Origin of the sequence: Halolamina pelagica (assembly GCF_001307315.1) — an archaeon.
Classification (GTDB): domain Archaea; phylum Halobacteriota; class Halobacteria; order Halobacteriales; family Haloferacaceae; genus Halolamina; species Halolamina pelagica_B.
The window spans coordinates 941,403-959,929 of record NZ_LGUC01000001.1; the positions used below are offsets into that span (position 1 = coordinate 941,403).

The 18,527-nt window shown below is 66.9% G+C and carries 17 protein-coding genes, 2 tRNA genes and 3 pseudogenes; 10 read left to right on the top strand and 12 right to left on the bottom strand.

The window, feature by feature from the left end; translation table 11 throughout:
• Window positions 1-37: 37 nt before the first annotated feature.
• Together azf and SY89_RS04990 are read left to right on the top strand one after the other, a co-directional pair.
• A pseudogene (gene azf, locus SY89_RS04985) lies at window positions 38-822 on the top strand (NAD-dependent glucose-6-phosphate dehydrogenase Azf).
• Window positions 823-1,626, top strand: coding sequence for an MOSC domain-containing protein (locus SY89_RS04990; protein WP_054583379.1), 804 nt, complete (start codon window positions 823-825; stop codon window positions 1,624-1,626).
• Here the strand turns inward: SY89_RS04990 and SY89_RS04995 are convergent.
• From SY89_RS04995 to SY89_RS05010, 4 genes are read right to left on the bottom strand one after another with little or no spacing between them, the layout of a single operon-like run.
• Window positions 1,623-2,348: a hypothetical protein gene (locus tag SY89_RS04995; protein ID WP_054583380.1), complete on the bottom strand. Its 726-nt coding sequence runs from the start codon at window positions 2,346-2,348 to the stop codon at window positions 1,623-1,625. The two genes, SY89_RS04990 and SY89_RS04995, sit on opposite strands and share 4 nt — an antisense overlap.
• On the bottom strand, window positions 2,245-2,949 hold the full coding sequence (locus tag SY89_RS17105; protein ID WP_189319109.1) for a hypothetical protein: 705 nt from the start codon (window positions 2,947-2,949) through the stop codon (window positions 2,245-2,247). The genes SY89_RS04995 and SY89_RS17105 overlap by 104 nt, the downstream gene beginning before the upstream one ends.
• A complete protein-coding gene (locus SY89_RS05005; RefSeq protein ID WP_054583382.1) occupies window positions 2,946-4,154 on the bottom strand; it encodes a flippase activity-associated protein Agl23 in 1,209 nt (402 codons plus the stop codon). Before SY89_RS05005 ends, SY89_RS17105 begins: the two co-directional genes overlap by 4 nt.
• A gap of 59 nt (window positions 4,155-4,213) precedes the next feature.
• Entirely contained in the window at window positions 4,214-5,629 is a 1,416-nt protein-coding gene (locus SY89_RS05010; RefSeq protein ID WP_054583383.1) for a single-stranded DNA binding protein, read from the bottom strand.
• A 209-nt stretch (window positions 5,630-5,838) separates the two neighbouring features.
• Here SY89_RS05010 and SY89_RS05015 point away from each other — a divergent pair, with 209 nt between their 5' ends.
• From SY89_RS05015 to SY89_RS05025, 3 genes are all read left to right on the top strand, one after another.
• Window positions 5,839-6,522: a hypothetical protein gene (locus SY89_RS05015; protein ID WP_054583384.1), complete on the top strand. Its 684-nt coding sequence runs from the start codon at window positions 5,839-5,841 to the stop codon at window positions 6,520-6,522.
• 59 nt (window positions 6,523-6,581) lie between these two features.
• Complete coding sequence (locus SY89_RS05020; RefSeq protein ID WP_054583385.1) at window positions 6,582-6,776, top strand: cold-shock protein; 195 nt, start codon at window positions 6,582-6,584, stop codon at window positions 6,774-6,776.
• Between the two features lie 317 nt (window positions 6,777-7,093).
• Window positions 7,094-7,309 (top strand): hypothetical protein, encoded by a 216-nt coding sequence (locus tag SY89_RS05025; RefSeq protein ID WP_054583386.1) that lies wholly within the window; start codon window positions 7,094-7,096, stop codon window positions 7,307-7,309.
• An 80-nt stretch (window positions 7,310-7,389) separates the two neighbouring features.
• On the opposite strand, the gene SY89_RS05030 is transcribed toward SY89_RS05025, so the two are convergent.
• From SY89_RS05030 to SY89_RS05040, 3 genes and pseudogenes are all read right to left on the bottom strand, one after another.
• Window positions 7,390-7,462: transfer RNA gene (locus SY89_RS05030), tRNA-Pro, on the bottom strand.
• A gap of 42 nt (window positions 7,463-7,504) precedes the next feature.
• Window positions 7,505-9,381: pseudogene (locus SY89_RS05035) on the bottom strand (SLC13 family permease).
• 78 nt (window positions 9,382-9,459) lie between these two features.
• Window positions 9,460-11,513: pseudogene (locus SY89_RS05040) on the bottom strand (DEAD/DEAH box helicase).
• 132 nt (window positions 11,514-11,645) lie between these two features.
• On the opposite strand from SY89_RS05040, the gene SY89_RS05045 reads away from it, so the two are divergent.
• On the top strand, window positions 11,646-11,849 hold the full coding sequence (locus tag SY89_RS05045; RefSeq protein ID WP_054583387.1) for a hypothetical protein: 204 nt from the start codon (window positions 11,646-11,648) through the stop codon (window positions 11,847-11,849).
• A gap of 143 nt (window positions 11,850-11,992) precedes the next feature.
• On the opposite strand, the gene SY89_RS05050 is transcribed toward SY89_RS05045, so the two are convergent.
• Window positions 11,993-12,367: a cupin domain-containing protein gene (locus SY89_RS05050; protein ID WP_054583388.1), complete on the bottom strand. Its 375-nt coding sequence runs from the start codon at window positions 12,365-12,367 to the stop codon at window positions 11,993-11,995.
• Between the two features lie 80 nt (window positions 12,368-12,447).
• Between SY89_RS05050 and SY89_RS05055 the strand changes: the two genes are divergently transcribed.
• Window positions 12,448-13,632: a CBS domain-containing protein gene (locus tag SY89_RS05055; protein WP_054583389.1), complete on the top strand. Its 1,185-nt coding sequence runs from the start codon at window positions 12,448-12,450 to the stop codon at window positions 13,630-13,632.
• 1,195 nt (window positions 13,633-14,827) lie between these two features.
• Here SY89_RS05055 and SY89_RS05060 read toward each other — a convergent pair.
• Window positions 14,828-14,898 (bottom strand) — tRNA-His (locus SY89_RS05060).
• A gap of 114 nt (window positions 14,899-15,012) precedes the next feature.
• Here SY89_RS05060 and SY89_RS05065 point away from each other — a divergent pair.
• Window positions 15,013-15,468: a DUF5814 domain-containing protein gene (locus SY89_RS05065; protein ID WP_054583390.1), complete on the top strand. Its 456-nt coding sequence runs from the start codon at window positions 15,013-15,015 to the stop codon at window positions 15,466-15,468.
• Here SY89_RS05065 and SY89_RS05070 read toward each other — a convergent pair whose 3' ends face one another.
• Window positions 15,469-15,855, bottom strand: a complete 387-nt coding sequence (locus SY89_RS05070; protein WP_054583391.1) for a ribbon-helix-helix protein, CopG family — start codon at window positions 15,853-15,855, stop codon at window positions 15,469-15,471. It lies immediately after the preceding gene.
• A gap of 125 nt (window positions 15,856-15,980) precedes the next feature.
• Between SY89_RS05070 and SY89_RS05075 the strand changes: the two genes are divergently transcribed.
• Together SY89_RS05075 and SY89_RS05080 are read left to right on the top strand one after the other, a co-directional pair.
• A complete protein-coding gene (locus SY89_RS05075; protein WP_049981782.1) occupies window positions 15,981-16,175 on the top strand; it encodes a cold-shock protein in 195 nt (64 codons plus the stop codon).
• 114 nt (window positions 16,176-16,289) lie between these two features.
• Window positions 16,290-16,793, top strand: coding sequence for an acyltransferase (locus SY89_RS05080; RefSeq protein WP_054583392.1), 504 nt, complete (start codon window positions 16,290-16,292; stop codon window positions 16,791-16,793).
• A 17-nt stretch (window positions 16,794-16,810) separates the two neighbouring features.
• Here SY89_RS05080 and SY89_RS05085 read toward each other — a convergent pair whose 3' ends face one another.
• Window positions 16,811-17,617: a mechanosensitive ion channel domain-containing protein gene (locus tag SY89_RS05085; RefSeq protein ID WP_054583393.1), complete on the bottom strand. Its 807-nt coding sequence runs from the start codon at window positions 17,615-17,617 to the stop codon at window positions 16,811-16,813.
• Window positions 17,617-18,426, bottom strand: coding sequence for a diadenylate cyclase DacZ (dacZ, locus tag SY89_RS05090; protein WP_054583394.1), 810 nt, complete (start codon window positions 18,424-18,426; stop codon window positions 17,617-17,619). The genes SY89_RS05085 and dacZ overlap by 1 nt, the downstream gene beginning before the upstream one ends.
• Between the last annotated feature and the right edge of the window lie 101 nt (window positions 18,427-18,527).

Here is an 18,527-nt window from a genome sequence, read left to right on the forward strand (position 1 = left end):
TACCGTATTTACCCCCGGTATACACATATCCATCCGAATGGACGACCCGGTGCTCCTGACGGGTGCTGGCGGCCGCGTGGGACAGGCGATCCTCTCACAGCTCGCCGACGAGTACGACTGGCGACTGCTCGACCGGGAACCGATCCCCGAGACGCGCCGACACGGCGTCCCCGAGTCGGCGACGTTCGTCGCCGACGTGACCGACGAGGCAGCCGTCGCGAACGCGATGGCGGACTGTGGCGCCGTGATCCACCTCGCGGGCGATCCGCGCCCCGACGCCCCGTGGGACTCGGTGCTGACGAACAACATCGACGGGACACAGACCGTCTTCGCCGCGGCCGTCGACACCGGCGTCGAGAAGGTCGCCTTCGCCTCCTCGAACCACGCCGTCGGCGCCTACGAGACCGACGAGCGGACCCCCGAGATGTACCGAGACGACGACGACTACCGGCTCGACGGCACCGAACTCCCCCGGCCGTCGAACCTCTACGGCGTCTCGAAAGCCAGCGGCGAGATGCTCGGCCGCTACTACTACGACCACACCGACCTCGACGTGGTGTGTGTCCGGATCGGCAACCTCACCGAAGGCCACCCCCGCGGGAGTACGAACGCGGCCAGGCGATGTGGCTCTCCCACCGTGACTGCGCGCATCTGTTCGATCGCTGCATCCAGGCCGACTACGGCTACGAGATCGTCTACGGCATCTCCGACAACGACCGCAAGTACTACTCCATCGAGCGCGCGAAGGCGGTGCTCGACTACGAGCCCGTGGACAACTCCGCCGACTACACGTTCGAAGGCGAGCCGAAAGACGAGGCGTAGATGGCCAGCCTCGACCGCATCCGGATCTACCCCGTCAAGGGCCTCGACGCCACCGAAGTCGAAGCCACCGACGTTCTCGCCGGCGGCACGCTCGCCGGCGACCGGGAGTTCGCGCTGTTCGACGCCGATACCGGCCCGGACGAGACCGACGGCAACCCACACGACAACGGCGTGTTCAACGCCAAACACAGCGATCTGTTCCACCGGCTCGACACCGAGTACGACCCCGCGTCGACGACGCTGACTGTCGAGACCGACGCGACGCGGCGGGTGTTCGAGCTCGACACCGAACGCGAGGCCGCGTCGGCGTGGTTCTCCGACGTGTTCGATCACGGTCTCACCCTGCGCCGCGACGACTCCCGCGGCTTCGTCGACCGGCGGACGATGGGCCCCTCCGTCGTGAGTACGGCCACGCTCGAGACGGTCGCCTCGTGGTTCGACGGCATGGCCGTCGAGAACGCCAGAGGCCGCCTCCGGGCGAACCTCGAAGTTTCGGGCGTACCGGCGTTCTGGGAGGACCAGTTCGTCGGCGACGACGCCCCGGCGTTCGAAGTCGGCGGTGTGCGCGTGGAAGGCGTCACGCCCTGCGCGCGCTGCGTGGTGCCCGAGCGCGACCCCGAGACCGGGGAGCCGACAGCCGAGTTCCGCGAGCGGTTCCTCGAGAAGCGCGAAGAGACGTTCCCCGACTGGGCCGAGGAGAACGCGTTCGACCACTTCTACACGCTGATGCTGATCGCACAGGTGCCCGAGCACGATCGCGGGCGGACGCTCACGGTGGGGGACGCGGTCGAACTCGTGGATTAGCGATCGAACAGCCCGTCTACGTCGTCCTCCTTCCGTCGCTCCCGGGCGACGACGCCGGCGAGCCGTTCGAACACGATCGACCGCTGGCTCGGGTCGGCGGCCGCGTAGTCCCGGAGGAACGTGGCGTAGCGCGTCGACTCCGGGTGCTCGGCCGCCCTGGCGAACCGGAGCGCGTCCGTCACCACCTCGGGGTCGTCACCACGGGTGGCCGCGACGGCGCCGGCGACGATCGTCGCCGCCGGGAGCGGCAGTTCGCCGGGGGTGGGCCGGTCGCCGTCGACGGCGACCGTCGGCGGCGGCGAGCGCTCGGCCAGCTCCGGGTCCGCCGCGAACGCCGCCAGCCAGCGCGCGATCGGCCCGCGATCGATCCCGTCGTCGGCCGCCTCGAGCGCCAGTTCCGCTTCGGTCGCTGCGTCGAGCGCCGCGGTCCAGTGGCCCCGGCGACTTTCCGTGACCGTCGTCCCGAACGCGGCGAGCGCGTCGAGCAGCTTGTCGTCGGTATCGATCTCGTCGCCGGCGGCGGGAAGCGCCGGGTCGACGGGCGCCTCACCCGCCCAGATCGCGCTGGCGACGGCGTACTCCCCGCGTTGTGCGCGGCCGCGCCGGCGAGGACCCTGATCATGCGTTCTCGGCCGTAGCGAGCGCGTCCTCGTCGACGAACACGACGACTTCGCGGCCCATCGTTCGGAGGTGGAGCTGCCGGCGCTCGTACTCGCCCTCACCGTCCAGCGCGGCCGTCACTGCGCCGTCGCGGTTCACGTGGGCGATGACGACTGCCGGGCTGTCCGCCTCGATCTGGGTCCGCAGTTCGCTCTCGTTGTACGCACACTCGGTGGTCACGTCGTCGGCCGCGACGTACCAGTGAATGGGAAGTGCGTGCCCGAGATTGAGGCACTCCGGTGGCATCCCCCCGCCCGTGCCGGGTTCGACGACCAGTTCGTTACCGTAGATCAGGAGATCCGTCCCCTCGTGGGTCGGCGCGATGGCGCCGATGTCGTCGAACGTCTCCCGGAACTCCTGCTGCGGTTGGGCGTACTGGACGAGTTCGTTGTCGTCGGCGGTGGGGTTGACGTAGGCGGCCGACGCGGCCGGCACGAGCATGGCGCCGACGACGAGCACCACCAGCGCCGCGCTCACGACGGTGCCGACTCGGTCCTCGGCAGCCAGCGACTGCCAGCCAGTGCGGACCACCAGCGCCAGCGCGACGGCCGCGGGGATCACCAGCGGCACGATCGCGTTCACCATGATCCAGCCGGCGCGGATGTCCGTCGCCAGCGGGTAGCCGAGGATGCTGACGAACCCCCAGTAGCTCGCGAACATCACCAGGGGGCGCGGGCGGTCGCCGCCGTAACGGGCGACGAGGAACCCAACCACGGCGAACGGGACGACGACGAGCGCGTAGTTCGCCAGCACGCCGACGGTGTGTTCCAGGAAGCAGACGTACCCCCGATCACCGTCTCCTCGCCGCATTTGGGTTCGACGCTGCCGCCGAACCAGTACTCCAGCCCCGGCCGGATGTCGCCCCACGTCGCGTCGAGCAGGGCGGGGAACCGGGTGGGGTCGAACACGGCGTCCCAGAGGCCGACGCCGGCGCCGACGGTCCGCGGCGCGTAGAAGAACAGCGAGACCAGGGCGAACAGGCCCAGACTTCCCAGCAGCGCGCCGCCCCAGCGGATCGCCGCGCCCTCAGGGTGGACGAGGTCGACCAGCATCGTCAGCGCGACGAGCAGCACCAGCGCGGCGACGATCGCCGTCAGCGGCCATCCCGAGAGGGCGGCGTAGCCGAGCACCAGTAGCGTCAGCACCGACACCGCCGTCCAGAGAATCACGTCGGTCGATCGGTCGGGGCCGGCGAGCGCGTCGACGTAGGGGTCGATCCGGGCGAGGACGGCGTCGAGCCCCGAGTCGTAGTTCCGGGGGTTCATCAGCGAGAAGTCGAGCAGGAGCGCGCCGGCGCCGACCCAGCACATCAGATACACCAGCGCGTTCTCCTTGGCGGCGAACCCGAGCGCGCCGAAGGCGAAGGCCGGGTAGAGCAGACGCGGCCGGGCGTCGTCCAGCGCCCGGAGGCCGAAGCCGAAGGCGACGAACATGAACGCCGCGACCAGCAGCGAACTGCGGTAGAACCGCGAGTAGTAGAGCAGGATCGGGTTGAAGGAGAGCAACACGGCGGCGAGCACCGTCTCGAGATCGCTGAGCCGGCCACGGAACAGCAGCGCGGCGAGGGGCAGCAGCGCGCCGACGACGGCGACGAACAGGCGCATCGAGAAGTCGTTCGCCCCGAGGAGGGCGAACACCCAGGCGTCGGCGTACTGCGCCAGCGGCCCGTGGACGATGTACCGGTAGCTGATCTCGCCCGTTTCGAGGTAGTTCAGCGCCCAGTAGGCCACTCGTCCCTCGTCGAAGTGGGCGACGCGCTGGCCGAGAAACAGCAGTCGGGCGACCAACCCCGCGGCGACGACGAGGAGGACGGCCCGCACCGTGTCGTCGGTTCGGCGGAGGGCTTCGGGGAACGAGGAGCGATCCATCGGTCAGCGAGTGTAACGGCCGAAACCTAAGTGTGTCCCTCCGGGACGAGCGACCGCGGTCAGAGCAGTTCGTCGGCGTCGATCCGCCCGTCGCGTTCGACCCCGCGGACCGTCACCTCCTCGCCGAGCTGGACGCTCTCGCCAGTCTCGACGCTGCGGGTCTCCTCGCCGTTGTCGACGACGACCGGGCTGCCCGACTGGACGACCGTGCCGGTGAACTCCACTTCCTCGCCGTCGTCGCTCGTGTCGTCCTCGCGGAGTTCGTCGGCCCCATCGCCGTCCTCGCCGAACGCGGAGAGCCCGCCCTGATCCGCGGCCGGTGGCGTCTTCTCCCCGTCGGCGTCCGGGGTGTCGACGTCGGCCTCGCCGTCGAGCACCGAGACGGTCGACTGCCAGCCGGCGGAGGCTTCGAGCTCGTCCTGCCAGCCGTCCTGGATCTCCACGTCCGTGAAGGCGACGCGGTCGGCGAGGTCGATCTCCCGGTCCGCCTTCTCGCCCCAGAGCGCGACCCGAATGTCGCCGGTGTCGTCCCGCACCCGGACGTTCCGGACCTGGCCCTGCGAGCCGTCGTCGCGGTCGAACGTGCGCTTGTCGTCCGTCTCGATCACCGCGCCGGCGATGTCGACGGTGTCGCCCATCTCCACGTCGTCGATGGCGGTCGTCTCGGGGACGTACTCCACGTCCTCGTCGACTTCCTCGATCGTCCCGCGGGAGCCGACGTGGAGTTCGAGATCGCCGTCGCGCTCGCGGACGTAACCGTCGACGACCTCGACGACCTCGTCGGCGTCGAGCTCGGTCAGGAGGTCGGTCGCCTCGTCCCAGAGCGTCACGCGGATGCGCCCCGTCTCGTCGCCGATAGCGACGTTCGCCACGCGACCCTCCGTGCCGTCGTCGCGGTCGAACGTGCGGTAGTCGTCGTCCACGTCGAGCAGCTTCCCGACGAGGGTCACGTCCGAGAGCCCCATCGAGAGCTCCTCGACGGTGTAGCTGTCGCTCAGCGACACGTCGATCTCCACGTCGGGATCGATCTCGGCTTTGTCCGCCGAGACCTCGACGCCGTTGTACCCCTCCTTGGGGCGGCCGGCGATACGGAGCACGTCGCCCTCCTCCAGTTCTTCCAGCGCGGACTCGGCCATCTCGTCCCACAGCGAGAGCCGGATCCGCCCGGACTCGTCGGCGACCTCGGTGTTGACGACCTGGCCGTCGGGCTGGTCGCCGTCGCGCTCGAACGTGCGTTTCTCGCCGATCGAGACGAGCTTGGCGACGAACTTCACGTCGTCCATGCCGGGCTCGATGTCGGCGACGCTCTCGACCTCCCCGCCCTCGTCTTCGAGTTCGTGGGCGACGAGCATCGCCGCCGTCTCGTCGTCCGCGAGGCCACCCATCTCCTCGACTTTCTCCGCCACCATCTCCTCGAACTCCTCGGCGGAGACGTCCGCGTCGAGTTCTTCGTGGACGTCCTCGATGGCACTCATTCGTAGCGGCAGGTAGCACAGGCGACGGTTAAGCGTTGCCGTTGGGGTGTGAACGCGCCGCTATCCCTCGGTTTTCGCGTGCTGTCTTTCGGGTCCATAACGCGGGCTGGCGCGCCCTCCTACAAGAGGTCGGGGGCAGCGGCCCGGAGCGGCGCCGCGCCGCCGAAACGGCGACAACGCTTTTCGGTGCGCTGGCGCTACCGAGGGGCATGAGCTACGAGACCACGACCGAGCGAGGGTTCCTGCTCTCGACGCGGGAGTGGGGCGTCATCGGCGGCGCGACGGGGCTGATGCTCCTGAACGTGTTCGTGATGTATCTCGCGGCGGCGACGCCGCTGGCGCGGCTGAACCAGCTGCTGTTCTCGGTGCCGATCGTCGGCGCGCTGGTGTACGGCGCGCTGATCACCGGCGGCCAGATGGTCGCCGAGCGAGGGTTCAAGAACGACTCCATGGGGCTGGCGATGGCGGGCGTGGTCGTCCTCGAACTCGCCTTCGGCGCCTTCGGCGGCGGCGTGCTCTCGTTCCTCTCGGCGGGAGCTCGCGTCCCCGCGCTCGCGATCGCCGGCGCCGTCGTCGTCGTCATGACGGCGGTGATCGGCGGCTACGTCTACCTGCGCTCGGGCACGCAGTTCGATCACTACGGCCGCTGGGCGACGTACGCCTTCCTCGGCGGGCTGGGCGCGCTCCTCGTCGCGACGTTCGTCCCGGTCGTCGGCGTCGCCGCGTTCGCGCTCATCTTCCTCGGCTTCCTGTTCCGCCTGGGGTACGAGATGTGGCAGGTCCGGGAGAGTCGCGGCCGGCCGGCGATGCAGTCCGTCGGGCTGTACGTGGCAGTGGCTGGGGTGTTCGTCCACGTGCTCCAGATCGTCGTGCGGATGCTGGCCGAACGATAGGTCGTGGTACCACGACCCTCGCAAGGGTTATCCCGTAATGGGCTGTACGTTTGTTTGCAATGGCAAACGGTTCAGTTGATTTCTTCAACGACACAGGCGGCTACGGTTTCATCTCGACTGAGGACGCGGACGAGGACGTGTTCTTCCACATGGAAGACATCGGCGGCGCCGACCTCGAGGAGGGACAGGAAGTGGAGTTCGACATCGAACAGGCCGACAAGGGCCCCCGCGCGACGAACCTCGTCCGCAACTAATCTGTCTTCTGTCGCCTGACAGCGACCGGATACAGCACCTTTTCCCAACCCAACTACCCACGAGCGACCGCGCTCGCGGCGTCGACGCCGGCAAACGACACCCGTAGCCGGTGGTCTGTCGTGACCACATCGCACGGCCGCCGACGGCGTCCGCGCACCCGAGTTATCAGTCGAGATAGATGCAGGGGAAGTTTTTACGTTGACAGGATGGATCTCCCGCCCATGAGCCACCGACAAACCGGGAGCACCGGGGGCGAAACCGTGGCAGTCGGCACGATTGGGGAGCGAGTGTCCGGGCGGCTTCACACGCGAGGGCGATGACCGACACACTCGAAATCACCGTCTCACTCGACAGTGAGGCGGCACATGCGTACCAGCGGATTCTGGACGGCCTCGAGCAACAGCACGAACGGACGGTCAGCGCCGACGATCACGCCGAACGAATCCTGCGGAAGTACATCGCCGACGAGTATCGGAAGCTAATCCTCAACGGGGATTCGACGGCGAAGATTCAGCAACTGCCGGAGGAGTGATCGGGCGTCGAGTATCGCGGCGGGTCTATCTGTCGGGAGGTTCGGCTCGCCACGCTCCTCACGTTGGTCGTCAGGAAAAGTGGGACCGCCCGGATTCGAACCGGGGTCACGGGCACCCAAGGCCCGAAGTATACCAGACTAACCCACGGTCCCGCAGTCCTACCTCCGCGACTCTCGCGGTAAAGCGTTTCGGGGTCAGATCGGGATGTCGAACATCACCGCGATCCCGACGGTCGTCACGCCCATCAGGAGCAGTTGCAGTGGCCCCCCGACCCGGACGTAGTCCGTGAACCGATAGCCGCCCGGCCCGTAGACGAACAGGTTGGTCTGGTAGCCGACCGGCGTCATGAACGCGGTGCTGGCCGCGAACATCACCGCGAACAGGAACGCGGTGGCGCTGGCGCCGACGGCCTGGGCGGTCTCGACGGCGACCGGGATCATCAGGACGACGCTGGCGTTGTTGCTGATCACGTTGGTCAGCAGCGCGGTGAGCAGGTAGAACACCGCGAGCACGCCGATCGCCGGCAGCATCGACGACGAGGCGACGACGCCCTCCGCGAGCAGCGAGGCCGCGCCAGTGCGTTCGAGCGCGATCCCGAGCGGGATCACGCCCGCGAGGAGGAGGATCACGTCCCACTGCACCGCCTCGTAGATCTCCCCAGGGTCGAGACAGCCCGTGACGACCATCGCCAGCGATCCCAAGAGCGCCGAGACGACGATGGGGAGCACGCCCAGCCCCGCCAGCGCGACGACGCCGGCGACGATCCCGATGGCGATCCCGGTTTTCTCCTGGCGGTAGTCGTGGTGGTCGACCTCGCCGATGAGGATGAACTCCCGCCCGGCGTCGATGCGCTCGACGGTCTCGGTCGGCGCCTGCACCAGTAGCGTGTCACCGACTTTCAGCGGCACCTGATCCATCCGCCGGCGGACGACCTCGCGGCCGCGCCGGAGCGCGAGCACGGTCGCGTTGTAGCTCTGCTGGAACGAGACCGAGGAGAGCGACTCGCCGACCAGCGACGAACCGGGCGCGACGACCACCTCGACGAGGTTCTGGCCCGCCTCGGCCTGTTCGAGCTCCGCCTCGTCGACCGGTACGTCGGTCAGATCCAGCCCCTCCACGTCGAGCAGCGAAAGCAGCGTGTCGCGATCGGTCCGGAGCGTGAACGTGTCGCCCGCCCGAATCTGTTTGGGGCCGAGCGGCTCGAGGAACACGTCGTCGCCCCGGATGAGCTGGAGGAGGTCCACGTCGAGATCGCTCTCGACCAGCGCCTCACGGACCTTCTTGCCGACCAGCGGCGAGTCGTTCCTCACGGTTACCTCGGTGAGGTAGTCGCCGACGCCGAACTCCTCGGTGAGGTCGTCCGTCGGCGGGATGCGCCCCGGCGTGAGCCACCGGCCAACCGTCAGCAAGTAGGCGATCCCGACCAGCATCACCACCACCCCGAGTCCGGTGAACTCGAACATCCCGAGCGCGTGGAGGTCGGTGTCGGCGTACGCCGGGTCCGTCGCCAGCCGCGCGGCCACGTCGCTGGCGAGCACGTTGGTCGAGGTCCCGATCAGGGTGAGCGTCCCGCCGAACATCGACGCGTACGACAGCGGGAGCAGGAGCTTCGACGGCGAGGTGTTCCCGCGGTTGGCCACGTCGGTCACCATCGGGAGCAGGATCGCGACCGCGGCGGTGTTGTTGATGAAGCCCGAGACCGGCGAGACGATGCCGACGACGGCACTCAGCTGCTTCGTCTCGCTGTCACCGGTGACGCGGCCGATGTACTCCCCGAGCGTCTGGACTATCCCCGTCATGCGGACGCCCTCACTCAGGATGAACATCGCCAGCACGGTGATCGTCGCCGCACTCGCAAACCCCGAGAGCCCCTGTTCGGGGTGATCATCGTCACCGGCCCCGCGAGGTAGCCGGCGTCGGCGAGCAGGCCGCTGATCGGTTCGACGAGCATCAGCGTCACCATCACCCCGAGTGCGGTGATGTCGACGGGCACGGGCTCGGTCGCGAACAGCACCAGCGCCGCCAGCACGATCAGGGCGACGACGACGACTCCGGGCGTGATCGCTGCCACGGCGTTGCGGTCTCCGGGCGTCGGCAAAAGGATGGGGTTCAGTCGTCGTCGCCGGCCGCGCGTCGAACTGTCGAGGGCCTAGAGCTCTTGCTCGGCGAGTTCGAGCGCCGCCACCTGCTCGTAGGGGCTCTTCCCGTTCCGAATCCCTTCGAGGATCAGGAAGGCGTCGTCGGGCGAGAGGAAGTGGCTCGTGACCGCCCGGCCCAACGGCGTCGCCTCGAAGCCGTCGATGAACTCCCACTCCAGCAGCTTCCCGATCGCGTGTTTCGTGGGCACGTCGCCGATCATGCGGTCGTTGAGCTTCTTCGCGAGCTTGCCGGCGACGGCGATGTTCGCCAGTGTCTCCTCGGCGGCGGCGGACTCGTCGTACACCGTCGCTACGTCCTCCATCTCACCTTTCAGCAGTTTGAACGCGATCTCGTCCTCGGTCGCCTCCATCGAGCCGTGGTAGCTGCAGTCCGGCTCCACGAGGAGGTACACTTTCCCCTGATCGTGGTAGTCCGGCCGGCCCGCGCGGCCGAGCATCTGGGAGAACTCCTGCACCGAGAGCCACTCGATCCCCATCGCGAGCGAGTCGAACACCACCTGCGAGGCGGGGAAGTCGACGCCGGCCGCGAGCGCGGCCGTGGTGACGACGGCCGCCAGATCCTGGTCGCCGAACTGGCGCTCGACCTGCTTGCGCCGGCCGTAGTCCAGGCCGGCGTGATACGGCGCGGAGTCGTACTCCAGCTTCCGGGAGATCTCGTGACAGCGCCGGCGGGAGTTGGTGAAGATGATCGTCTGGCCCCGGTACCCCTTCGAGGACTTGCTGTCGAACTCCCGTCTGACGAGGCGGTTCTCGATCCGCAGCTTCTCCCGGCCGTCGGCGAACGTGACGTGGCGTTCGATGGGGACAGGGCGCTCCTCGAACTCGATCAGCGTCGCCCGGAGCTGTTCGGACAGCCACTCGGGGTTGCCGACGGTCGCGGAGAGGTAGACGTACTGGGCGCCGCCGTAGCTCGGTCGGTCGTTCTCGCGCTGCTCGCAGTAGTGCTTGAGCCGGGAGATCATCCCGTCGAGGCGGTGGCCGCGTTCGCCCTCCTTCAGGCTGTGGACCTCGTCGATGACGACGGTCCCGATGTCGCCCATGTCCTTGCCCGTCCGGAGGCCGTGGTCGATCCCCTCGTAGGTGCCGACGATCACGTCGGCGTTCGGGTCGAACTGGGCGCCGGAGTCGGTGACGCGGGAGCCGCCGACGCGGAGGGTCACGTCGAGGATGTCGCCGTAGCGTTCCTCGAAGTCCTCGTGTTTCTGGTTCGCGAGCGCGACCAGCGGGACGAGAAAGAGGAGTTTCCCCTCGCCTTTCAGCGCGCGGTCGACGCCCGCGAGCTCGCCGACGAGGGTCTTCCCCGTCGCCGTCGCCGACACAACGAGCTGATCGCGCCCCTCGAACAGCCCGTTCTCGACGGCCAGGCTCTGGACGGGCAGGAGGTTGTCGAACCGGTCCTCGATCATCGACTGGAGTTTCGGGTGGAGGTCGAGATCGCTCGTCGGGTACGGGTCGACCTCGTCGGTCGTCGCCGAGATGGTGTCGAACTTGGTGAGGTCGGGGTCGAGTTCGCCCTGGAGGAGGTCGGTGATGCGGTCGAGGTCGCCGACCTCGAGCAGGAGCTCCTCCAGGCGGTCCTGTGCGGCGCCGGTGAACTGCCCCTTGTAGGCGAGTTCGCGCTCCAGTTCCTCGACGGCGCAGTCCTGACAGATGTAGTCCCGATCGGCCGAGATGGCCGTCTCCTCGGTGATCGGCGAGTACCGGCCGGCGTTGGCGCAGTAGCGACAAGTGCGGACGACCAGCGCCTCCTGCTGGTAGCCGTCGAGCATCTCCTGGAGGCGCTTGCGCCCCTCGGGGAAGTCTGCTCGGAGATGCGGATGCGCTCGGCGCGGCGGGCGAGTTCGACGAACTCCTCCGGGCGCATCGGCTCGCCGCCGTCGTCGTCGGACTGGAGGAACCGTCGGGGTCGGGGGCCCGCGTCGGTCTCCTTCAGTTCGAGTTTGCCGCGGAACACCCGAGAGCCGTCACGCAGCACCGCGACGAGGAAATCGTCGCCGGCCTCGTGGAGGAACAGGGTGTCGACGCGAGCGACCTGCTGAGACACGAGTAGCCGTAGGCGAAACGGGTACTTCAGCCATGCGGTGCAGCGCGGCCCGTTCCCGCGGGAATCCGCCCCATGCGGGTGTAACACAGCCTCACAGAGCCTTTACCACCCCGGAGCGGGTAGGTTCCGGTAATGAACTCCTCCACGCGAACGAAGACGACGCTGTTCTGTTCGGTGTGTGGCCACGAGAGCCCGCCCGACGGCGACTGGGACGAGTCCGAGACGACGACGGAGCTGGGCCAGCGGCTCACGCTCTCCTGTCCGGACTGCGGGACGACAATCACGCGCCGTCCCCTCCGCGGGCCGGGCGTCGATACGGTCGTAGCGGGCGATTGATCCCGCCGGTGCCGAACGACCGGCGTGGGCGATTGTTCCCGCCGGTGCCGAACGACCGGCGCGGGCGATTGATCCCGCCGGTGCCGAACGACCGGCGCGGACGACTACTCACCAACCACTAACAGGGAAATCGCGTCGCGGCGCTACTCCTCGACCAGTTCGATCGCGTCGTCGCCGTTCGGGACCGCACAGATGAACGCCCCCGGCTGGTCGCCCTCGTTGCGGTACCAGTGAACGACGCCCGCGGGGATCAGCAGCGAGTCGCCCGCCGAGACGGTGTACTCCTCGTCGCCGATGCCCACGACGTACTCGCCCGCGAGGACGTACTGTTCGTGTTCGATCTCGTTCGTGTGCTCGGGGACCTCGGCGCCGGCGTCGAGTTCGAACCGACGGATCGCGAAGTTGGGTGCGCCGTCGGAGTCGTCGATCAGGACGCCTTTCCGCATCCCCTCGGCGGCGTCGACCGAGTCGTAGTCGATCTCATCACTGCGCTTCAGGACGGGGTCAGTATCGCTCATACGTCCCCGTTCGACGCCGACGGCATAAACCGTGCCGACAGCGCCGCGCCTTTTTCACTCCGTACCCCGAAGCGGGGAGTATGCGAGGAATCCGGTTGGGGAGTATCTTCGGCATTCCGATCAAGCTCAACGTCACGTTCCTGCTGATCCTGCCGCTGCTGGCGTACCTGATCGGGAGCGACGTCGGGACGATCGTCGAACAGGTGCTCAACCCCACCTTCGGCGCCGGCATCGAGGCGACGGCGTTGACCGGCGGCTCCACCCCGTTCGTGTTGGGCGCCGTCGCCGCCGTCGGCCTGTTCACCTGCGTGCTCCTCCACGAACTCGGCCACTCGGTGGTCGCGATGTACTACGGCTACGAGATCGACTCGATCACGCTCTGGCTGCTCGGCGGCGTCGCCCAGTTCACCGAGATGCCGGAAGACTGGAAGATCGAACTGCAGGTCGCCATCGCCGGCCCCGTCGTCAGCGTCGCGTTGGGGGTGCTGGCCTACGGCGGCTTCACGCTCCTGGCCGGTGGGGGCCAGCCGGTCCTGGTGTTCGTTCTCGGCTACCTCATGCTCGCGAACATCGTGCTCGCGGTGTTCAACATGCTGCCGGGGTTCCCGATGGACGGCGGCCGCGTGCTGCGTGCGCTGCTGGCCCGCACACGAACTCACGCCCGCGCGACCCAGATCGCCGCCGAAGTCGGGAAGGGCTTTGCGCTGCTGCTGGCGCTGTTCGCGCTCTTTACCGGGCTGAACCTCTACCTGCTCGCGCTGGCGTTCTTCATCTACATGGGCGCGGCGGGCGAGGCCCAGCAGACCGTCCTGAAGGCGGCGTTCCGCGGCGTCACGGTCGCCGACGTGATGACGCCGGGCGAGGACCTCCACACCGTCTCGCCCGACGACAGCGTCGCCGACCTGATCGGGCGGATGTTCCGCGAGCGCCACACGGGCTACCCGGTCGTCGACCGCGGCACCCTGGTGGGGATGGTGACGCTCGGCGACGCCCAGTCGGTCGACGAGGTCGAGCGCGACGCGATGCGCGTCGACGACGTGATGGCCACCGACGTGTTCACCGCGACGCCGGAGACCGACGCGATGGACGCGTTCCAGACGATGCAACAGCAGAACGTCGGCCGACTGCCGGTCGTCGACGCCGACGGCGAACTCTGTGGGATCGTCTCCCGGACGGACCTGATGACCGCCTTCGACATCATTCAGCAGAGCGGCGCCGCCCAGAGCGAGACGATGGGACCGAACATGTCGCCGTTCGGGCGATAAGCGGCGTTTTTTGTGCGTTTTGCAGGTCGTCGTTCGTGGACAATTGGCGGTGAGGCAGTCAGAAAATATGGCTCTGTGGAACTCCTATTGGTTCGCCAATATTTGTGGTGAAACGTCCGGGAAATAGGATTGCGGACCACTAAACAGGGCGCATAAGGGGAGGCGCTATTCACCCAGGGAAACCAACCACGATAATGTTTCTTCTGTGATAACCGAGAGCGTAGACAGAATTGGAGAAAACATATACCAGTCGTAGTAGGTTGAGAGTTTGCTACTCATGTCTGGTCCTGTATAGAACACCATATACGAGACTGGGAGTGAAACCGCGACCACGGCGGACATCAAATAAACAAATAGACGTACAATGGACCGCGCTTGAAGCTGCTTGAATACCATGAGAGACTTTGCGAGGAATATTCCACCGAGGGCGGCAGCGGGAGTAATTAGGAGCGGTGCAAACAGTCCTCGGCCATCAACATGGGGTTCCCCAGGCGGTAGTGGGTGGTAGGTGCCCTTAGTCAGCAAGAGGCCAAACCCGATTAATGCGACGCCGATGAGCATTCCTCCAGCGGGTAGTATACGACTTTTCAGCATGCCTTTCAATAATTTCAGAAATAGTAAATGTCTTCTGTATTTTGTTTAGAAGATCCTTTCAGTAGATCTGTTTCTAGTAACTGTTCAGAGATTTCACAGAGACTTCACCACGATTTTTGAACTGACCTTACTTTGAGATCTGATCCGACAGCAACAGCACCTCGATCGTTGATCACTTGTGACCGCGCCGCACATCCCACAGGCCTCCCCAGCCGACTCACTCGCTTCGTTCGTCCCTCGCGCTGACTCGCGGATGGAAGCGCGACCGCTTCGCGCCGACAGCTCCGCGGTGCGGTAACCGTGGACGCCTCGCGGCCGCCAACGGTCGGCGGCCGCGGGGGGGGTGGGGAATCGGCGCTGCGCCGGACCTCGTGTCCGGCGCACTGCGGTCGCAAGTGGTCAAGCATCGAGATGCTGTTGCTGTCGCTGTCCGAAGCACCAACTGTCGACGACCTGAACTCGATCGCAGCCAACGAACGAGGGCGGGGGAATTGAACCGGAGCCAGACGTGCTCGCTCACTCCGTTCGCTATGCGCGACTGGCAAGGTTCAGTTCCTTACCGACGGACCTTCGGCTGCTCACGTTCGTTCGCAGCCAGAAGGTCCGGGCGCGGGAATTGAACCCGCGTCTCAGCCCCCACAAGGCTGAAGGATACCACTACCCCAGCCCGGACACACTCTCTCCTACCGGGGTTCGAGGGAAATACGTTACGACATTCCCGGCGCCGTGTGACGCCGACGCAGAGGAGCGGGGAGCTTTTGCCGGCGAACGCCGTAGCCGCCGGTAGTGGCCATCACCGACAAGATCTACGTCAAGAACCACCGGCAGATCGCCTCCCAGCTGGAGCGCTCGATCCCCAAGGGCGCGTTCAAGGGCGCGACGCTGGACCTGCTGTTCACCGGTGACGGCATGGAGAAACTCGACGAGGCGACCCGCGAGAAAGTGCTCGACTTCGCGGAGGACTTCCTCGACTGCGACTGCGACAACAACCCCTACTGCGGCCACCCCGAGGAGAAGTTCATCACCTACCTGCTCGAACTCCGCGCCCAGGGGCTGGGCCCCGACGCCATCGTCGACACGATGTCCGCGGAGTACATGCTGTACGCCTACTCGGGGGACATCCTCTCCTTCCTCGACAGCGCGATCCGGCGGCTGGAAGCCGTCGAGTCGCTGGCGGAAGTCGAAGGCGATCAGGAGGCGGCGCGGCGCGCCCGCGAAGCGAAACAGGAGCTCTCCGGGTAGCTACCCGATCTGATAGGTGTTCTCGTCGCCGTCGAGCTCTTCGAGTTTGACCACGTCCTCCTCCTCGTCGGCCTGCTCGCGGAGGTAGTCGATGTAGCGTTTGTGCTCCTCGAGCTGCTCGCGGAGGTGGTCGGCCTCCAGCTCCAGCCGCTCGTGTTCGCGGATGAAGCTCTTCGGCACCTCCACCGTCGGCGGGAACCCCTCGCCCTCCTCGGGCCCCTCGCCCGCGGGGACGAGATCCACCTGCCCGTCGTGGGCGACGAGGGTGTCGACGTAGTCACGGAACACCGCCGACAGCGAGAGCTCCCGCTCCTCGGCGATCTCCCGCAGCGTCTCGAAGGCGTCCTCGTCGACGCGGAACGAGATCGTCTTGCTCTTCGTGCCCATCTTGGTGGCGCTTGCGAGCGACCGGACTTAAGGGTTTGTCAGACTACGGGTTCGGCGATCGGGGAGATTCGTGCGGTCACTCTCTCGAAAAGGTTATCCCGTCGGCCGGCGTTGCTCGGAGTGCAATGGCGACTGGAACGGTTGATTTCTTCAACGACACGGGCGGTTACGGTTTCATCGAGACTGAGGACGCGGACGAAGACGTCTTCTTCCACATGGAAGACGTGGGCGGCCCTGACCTCGAGGAAGGCCAAGAAGTTGAGTTTGACATTGAACAGGCCGACAAGGGCCCCCGCGCGACGAACCTGACCCGCCTGTAAGTCGGTTCTTCGCTGCGGACTTCTGCGTTTATCACATCGAGTAGCGGTCGCGCCGGCGGTTCGACGCCAGCAGCCCGCCCCTGCCGTTTTGTCCACCCGCGACGAACGCCACCCATGAGCGACGCCTCCCGGTTCGATCGGCTCGAGCGCCACGCCACGCCCGGCCCGCGGAACTCCCTCCAGCACTGGCCCGACGCCAAGTCCCCGATCCGCGTCGCGCTGAACTACGTCCTCGTCTGGCTGATCCGCATCTCCCCCAGCCTCCGACTGAAGAACTGGCTGCTCGCGCGGCTCGGCGCCGACGTGGGTGAGGGGGTCTCGTGGGGACTGGAAGCCACCCCGGACGTGTTCTGGCCCGAGCGCATCACGCTCGGCGACGACGCCATCGTCGGCTACGACGCGACACTGCTCTGCCACGAGTTCCTCCAGGAGGAGTACCGCCTCGGCGACGTTGAGATCGGCGACCGCGCGATGATCGGCGCCGGCGCGATCGTCCTCCCGGGCGTCGAGATCGGCGACGACGCCCAGGTGGCGGCGAACTCGCTGGTCGTCGACGACGTGCCGGATGGCGAAACCGTCGCCGGCGTGCCCGCGGAGCCGCTGGATCGCTCGGAGTGAGCACGTCGGCACCGCGCTCAGTCGTCGTGGAGGATCACGATGCCGCCCTCGAACACGCGGTCGTTGGGGACCACGTACTCCTCGCCGTCGGACTCGATGTGGGTGACGAACACGTCGATCTCCTGGACGACGCCGGCCTGGTCGCCGATCCGCACTCTGTCGCCGATGCCGTAGGGCTCGTTCAGGAACAGGTACAGCCCCGCGGCCGCGGAGGTGAGCAGCTGTTCGCCCGCGACGACGGTGAACACTACGAGTGCAAGCGCGTACAGCGCCAAGAGGACGACGAGCGCGAACGTCGCGACGCCGATCTGGTCGAGCGCGAGCACGAACGCGACGTAGAACACGCTGTACTTCGCGACCGTCGGGATGATCCCGATCTGCGGGAGTTTGACGCTTCGGAGCCGCTCGGAGAGCAGGAGTTCGATCTTGTCGCCGACGATGACGCCGACGATCAGTATCAACACCGCGACGAACAGCCTGGGGAAGAAGCCGGTCGCCCGCTGCCAGAACTGCTCGGCGTACGTCGGTTCCGCGATCGAGAGGGCGACGATGCCGCCGAGGAGGATGATGAACCAGCCCGTGAGCTGGGAGACGATGGCGACCGTCGAGGTGCCGATCCCGCGGACGGTACGTTCGAACGCCGTGCCCTCGATCGTTTCGGGCACGCCGGCACGTCGGAGCAAGCCGGCGTTGATACGGACGACCACCCACGCCAGCAGCGCTGCGAGGGCGAACACGGCGAACGCGAGCCAGACGCGCTCCGGGATCACGCCCAGCGGGCCACCGATCTCGACCCCGAACTGGATGGCTGGCGCACCAGACATCAGTAGTCCTCCGGATCGATCTCCAGGATGAGCTCACCACCTTTGAACGCCCGGACCATCCCGTCGGACTCCGAGAGCACGATGGTTGTCGCGTTGGTCTCGCGGGTGATCGCCGCGCCGGCCATGTGGCGGGTGCCCAGCCCCTTCGGGATGTCGACGCCCTCGGCGCCGGGTTCGAGGTAGCGGTAGGCCGAGACGATCTTCCCCGAGTCGCTGATGACGAACGCGCCGTCGAGCCGGGAGAACTCCTTGAGCATCACGTTCACGATCGGGTCGCCGACGTGGACGTGGGACTTCTCGAAGGGGTTGTACGAGAGCGGCCGGGACTTGTTCATCACCTTCCCGGCGTCGCCGACGACGAACAGCGCGCCGACCGGCTTCCCTTTCTGCCCTTTCTTCCCCAGTTCGATCACGACCTCGAACACGTCGCGGATGACCCCCGGATCCGCACGCGAGTTGGCGAACAGGTCGTAGACGCCGGAGTGCATCGACTCGTCGGCGCGCACGCGGACGATCGCGTCGTGGTCGCCGTCGAACACGCTCACCACACAGCCGACCTCGTCGCCGTCGCCGACGAAGTTGCGTTCCATCGCCCCCTCGACGCCGAACCGGATCCGATCGCGGATGTTCTCGAACGCGAGCGGCAGTTCGACGTACTGGTCGGCGTCGACGGTGTTCTCGGGAGCGATAACGACCACCCCGTCGTCGAGCTCCTCGAACTGTTCGTAGAACCCGCTACTGGGAGAGAACACGAACACCGCGTCCAGGTCGGCCGTCAGATCGTCGAGGAGATCGGCAGGGGTCGACATTATCAGGAATAATCCCACCCGTGGATGAAAGGGTTTTGGGGTTTGTCAGACGGACGGCTGACACGGCCGGCGAACCAGTTCGCTCCAGTACACTTTACAGC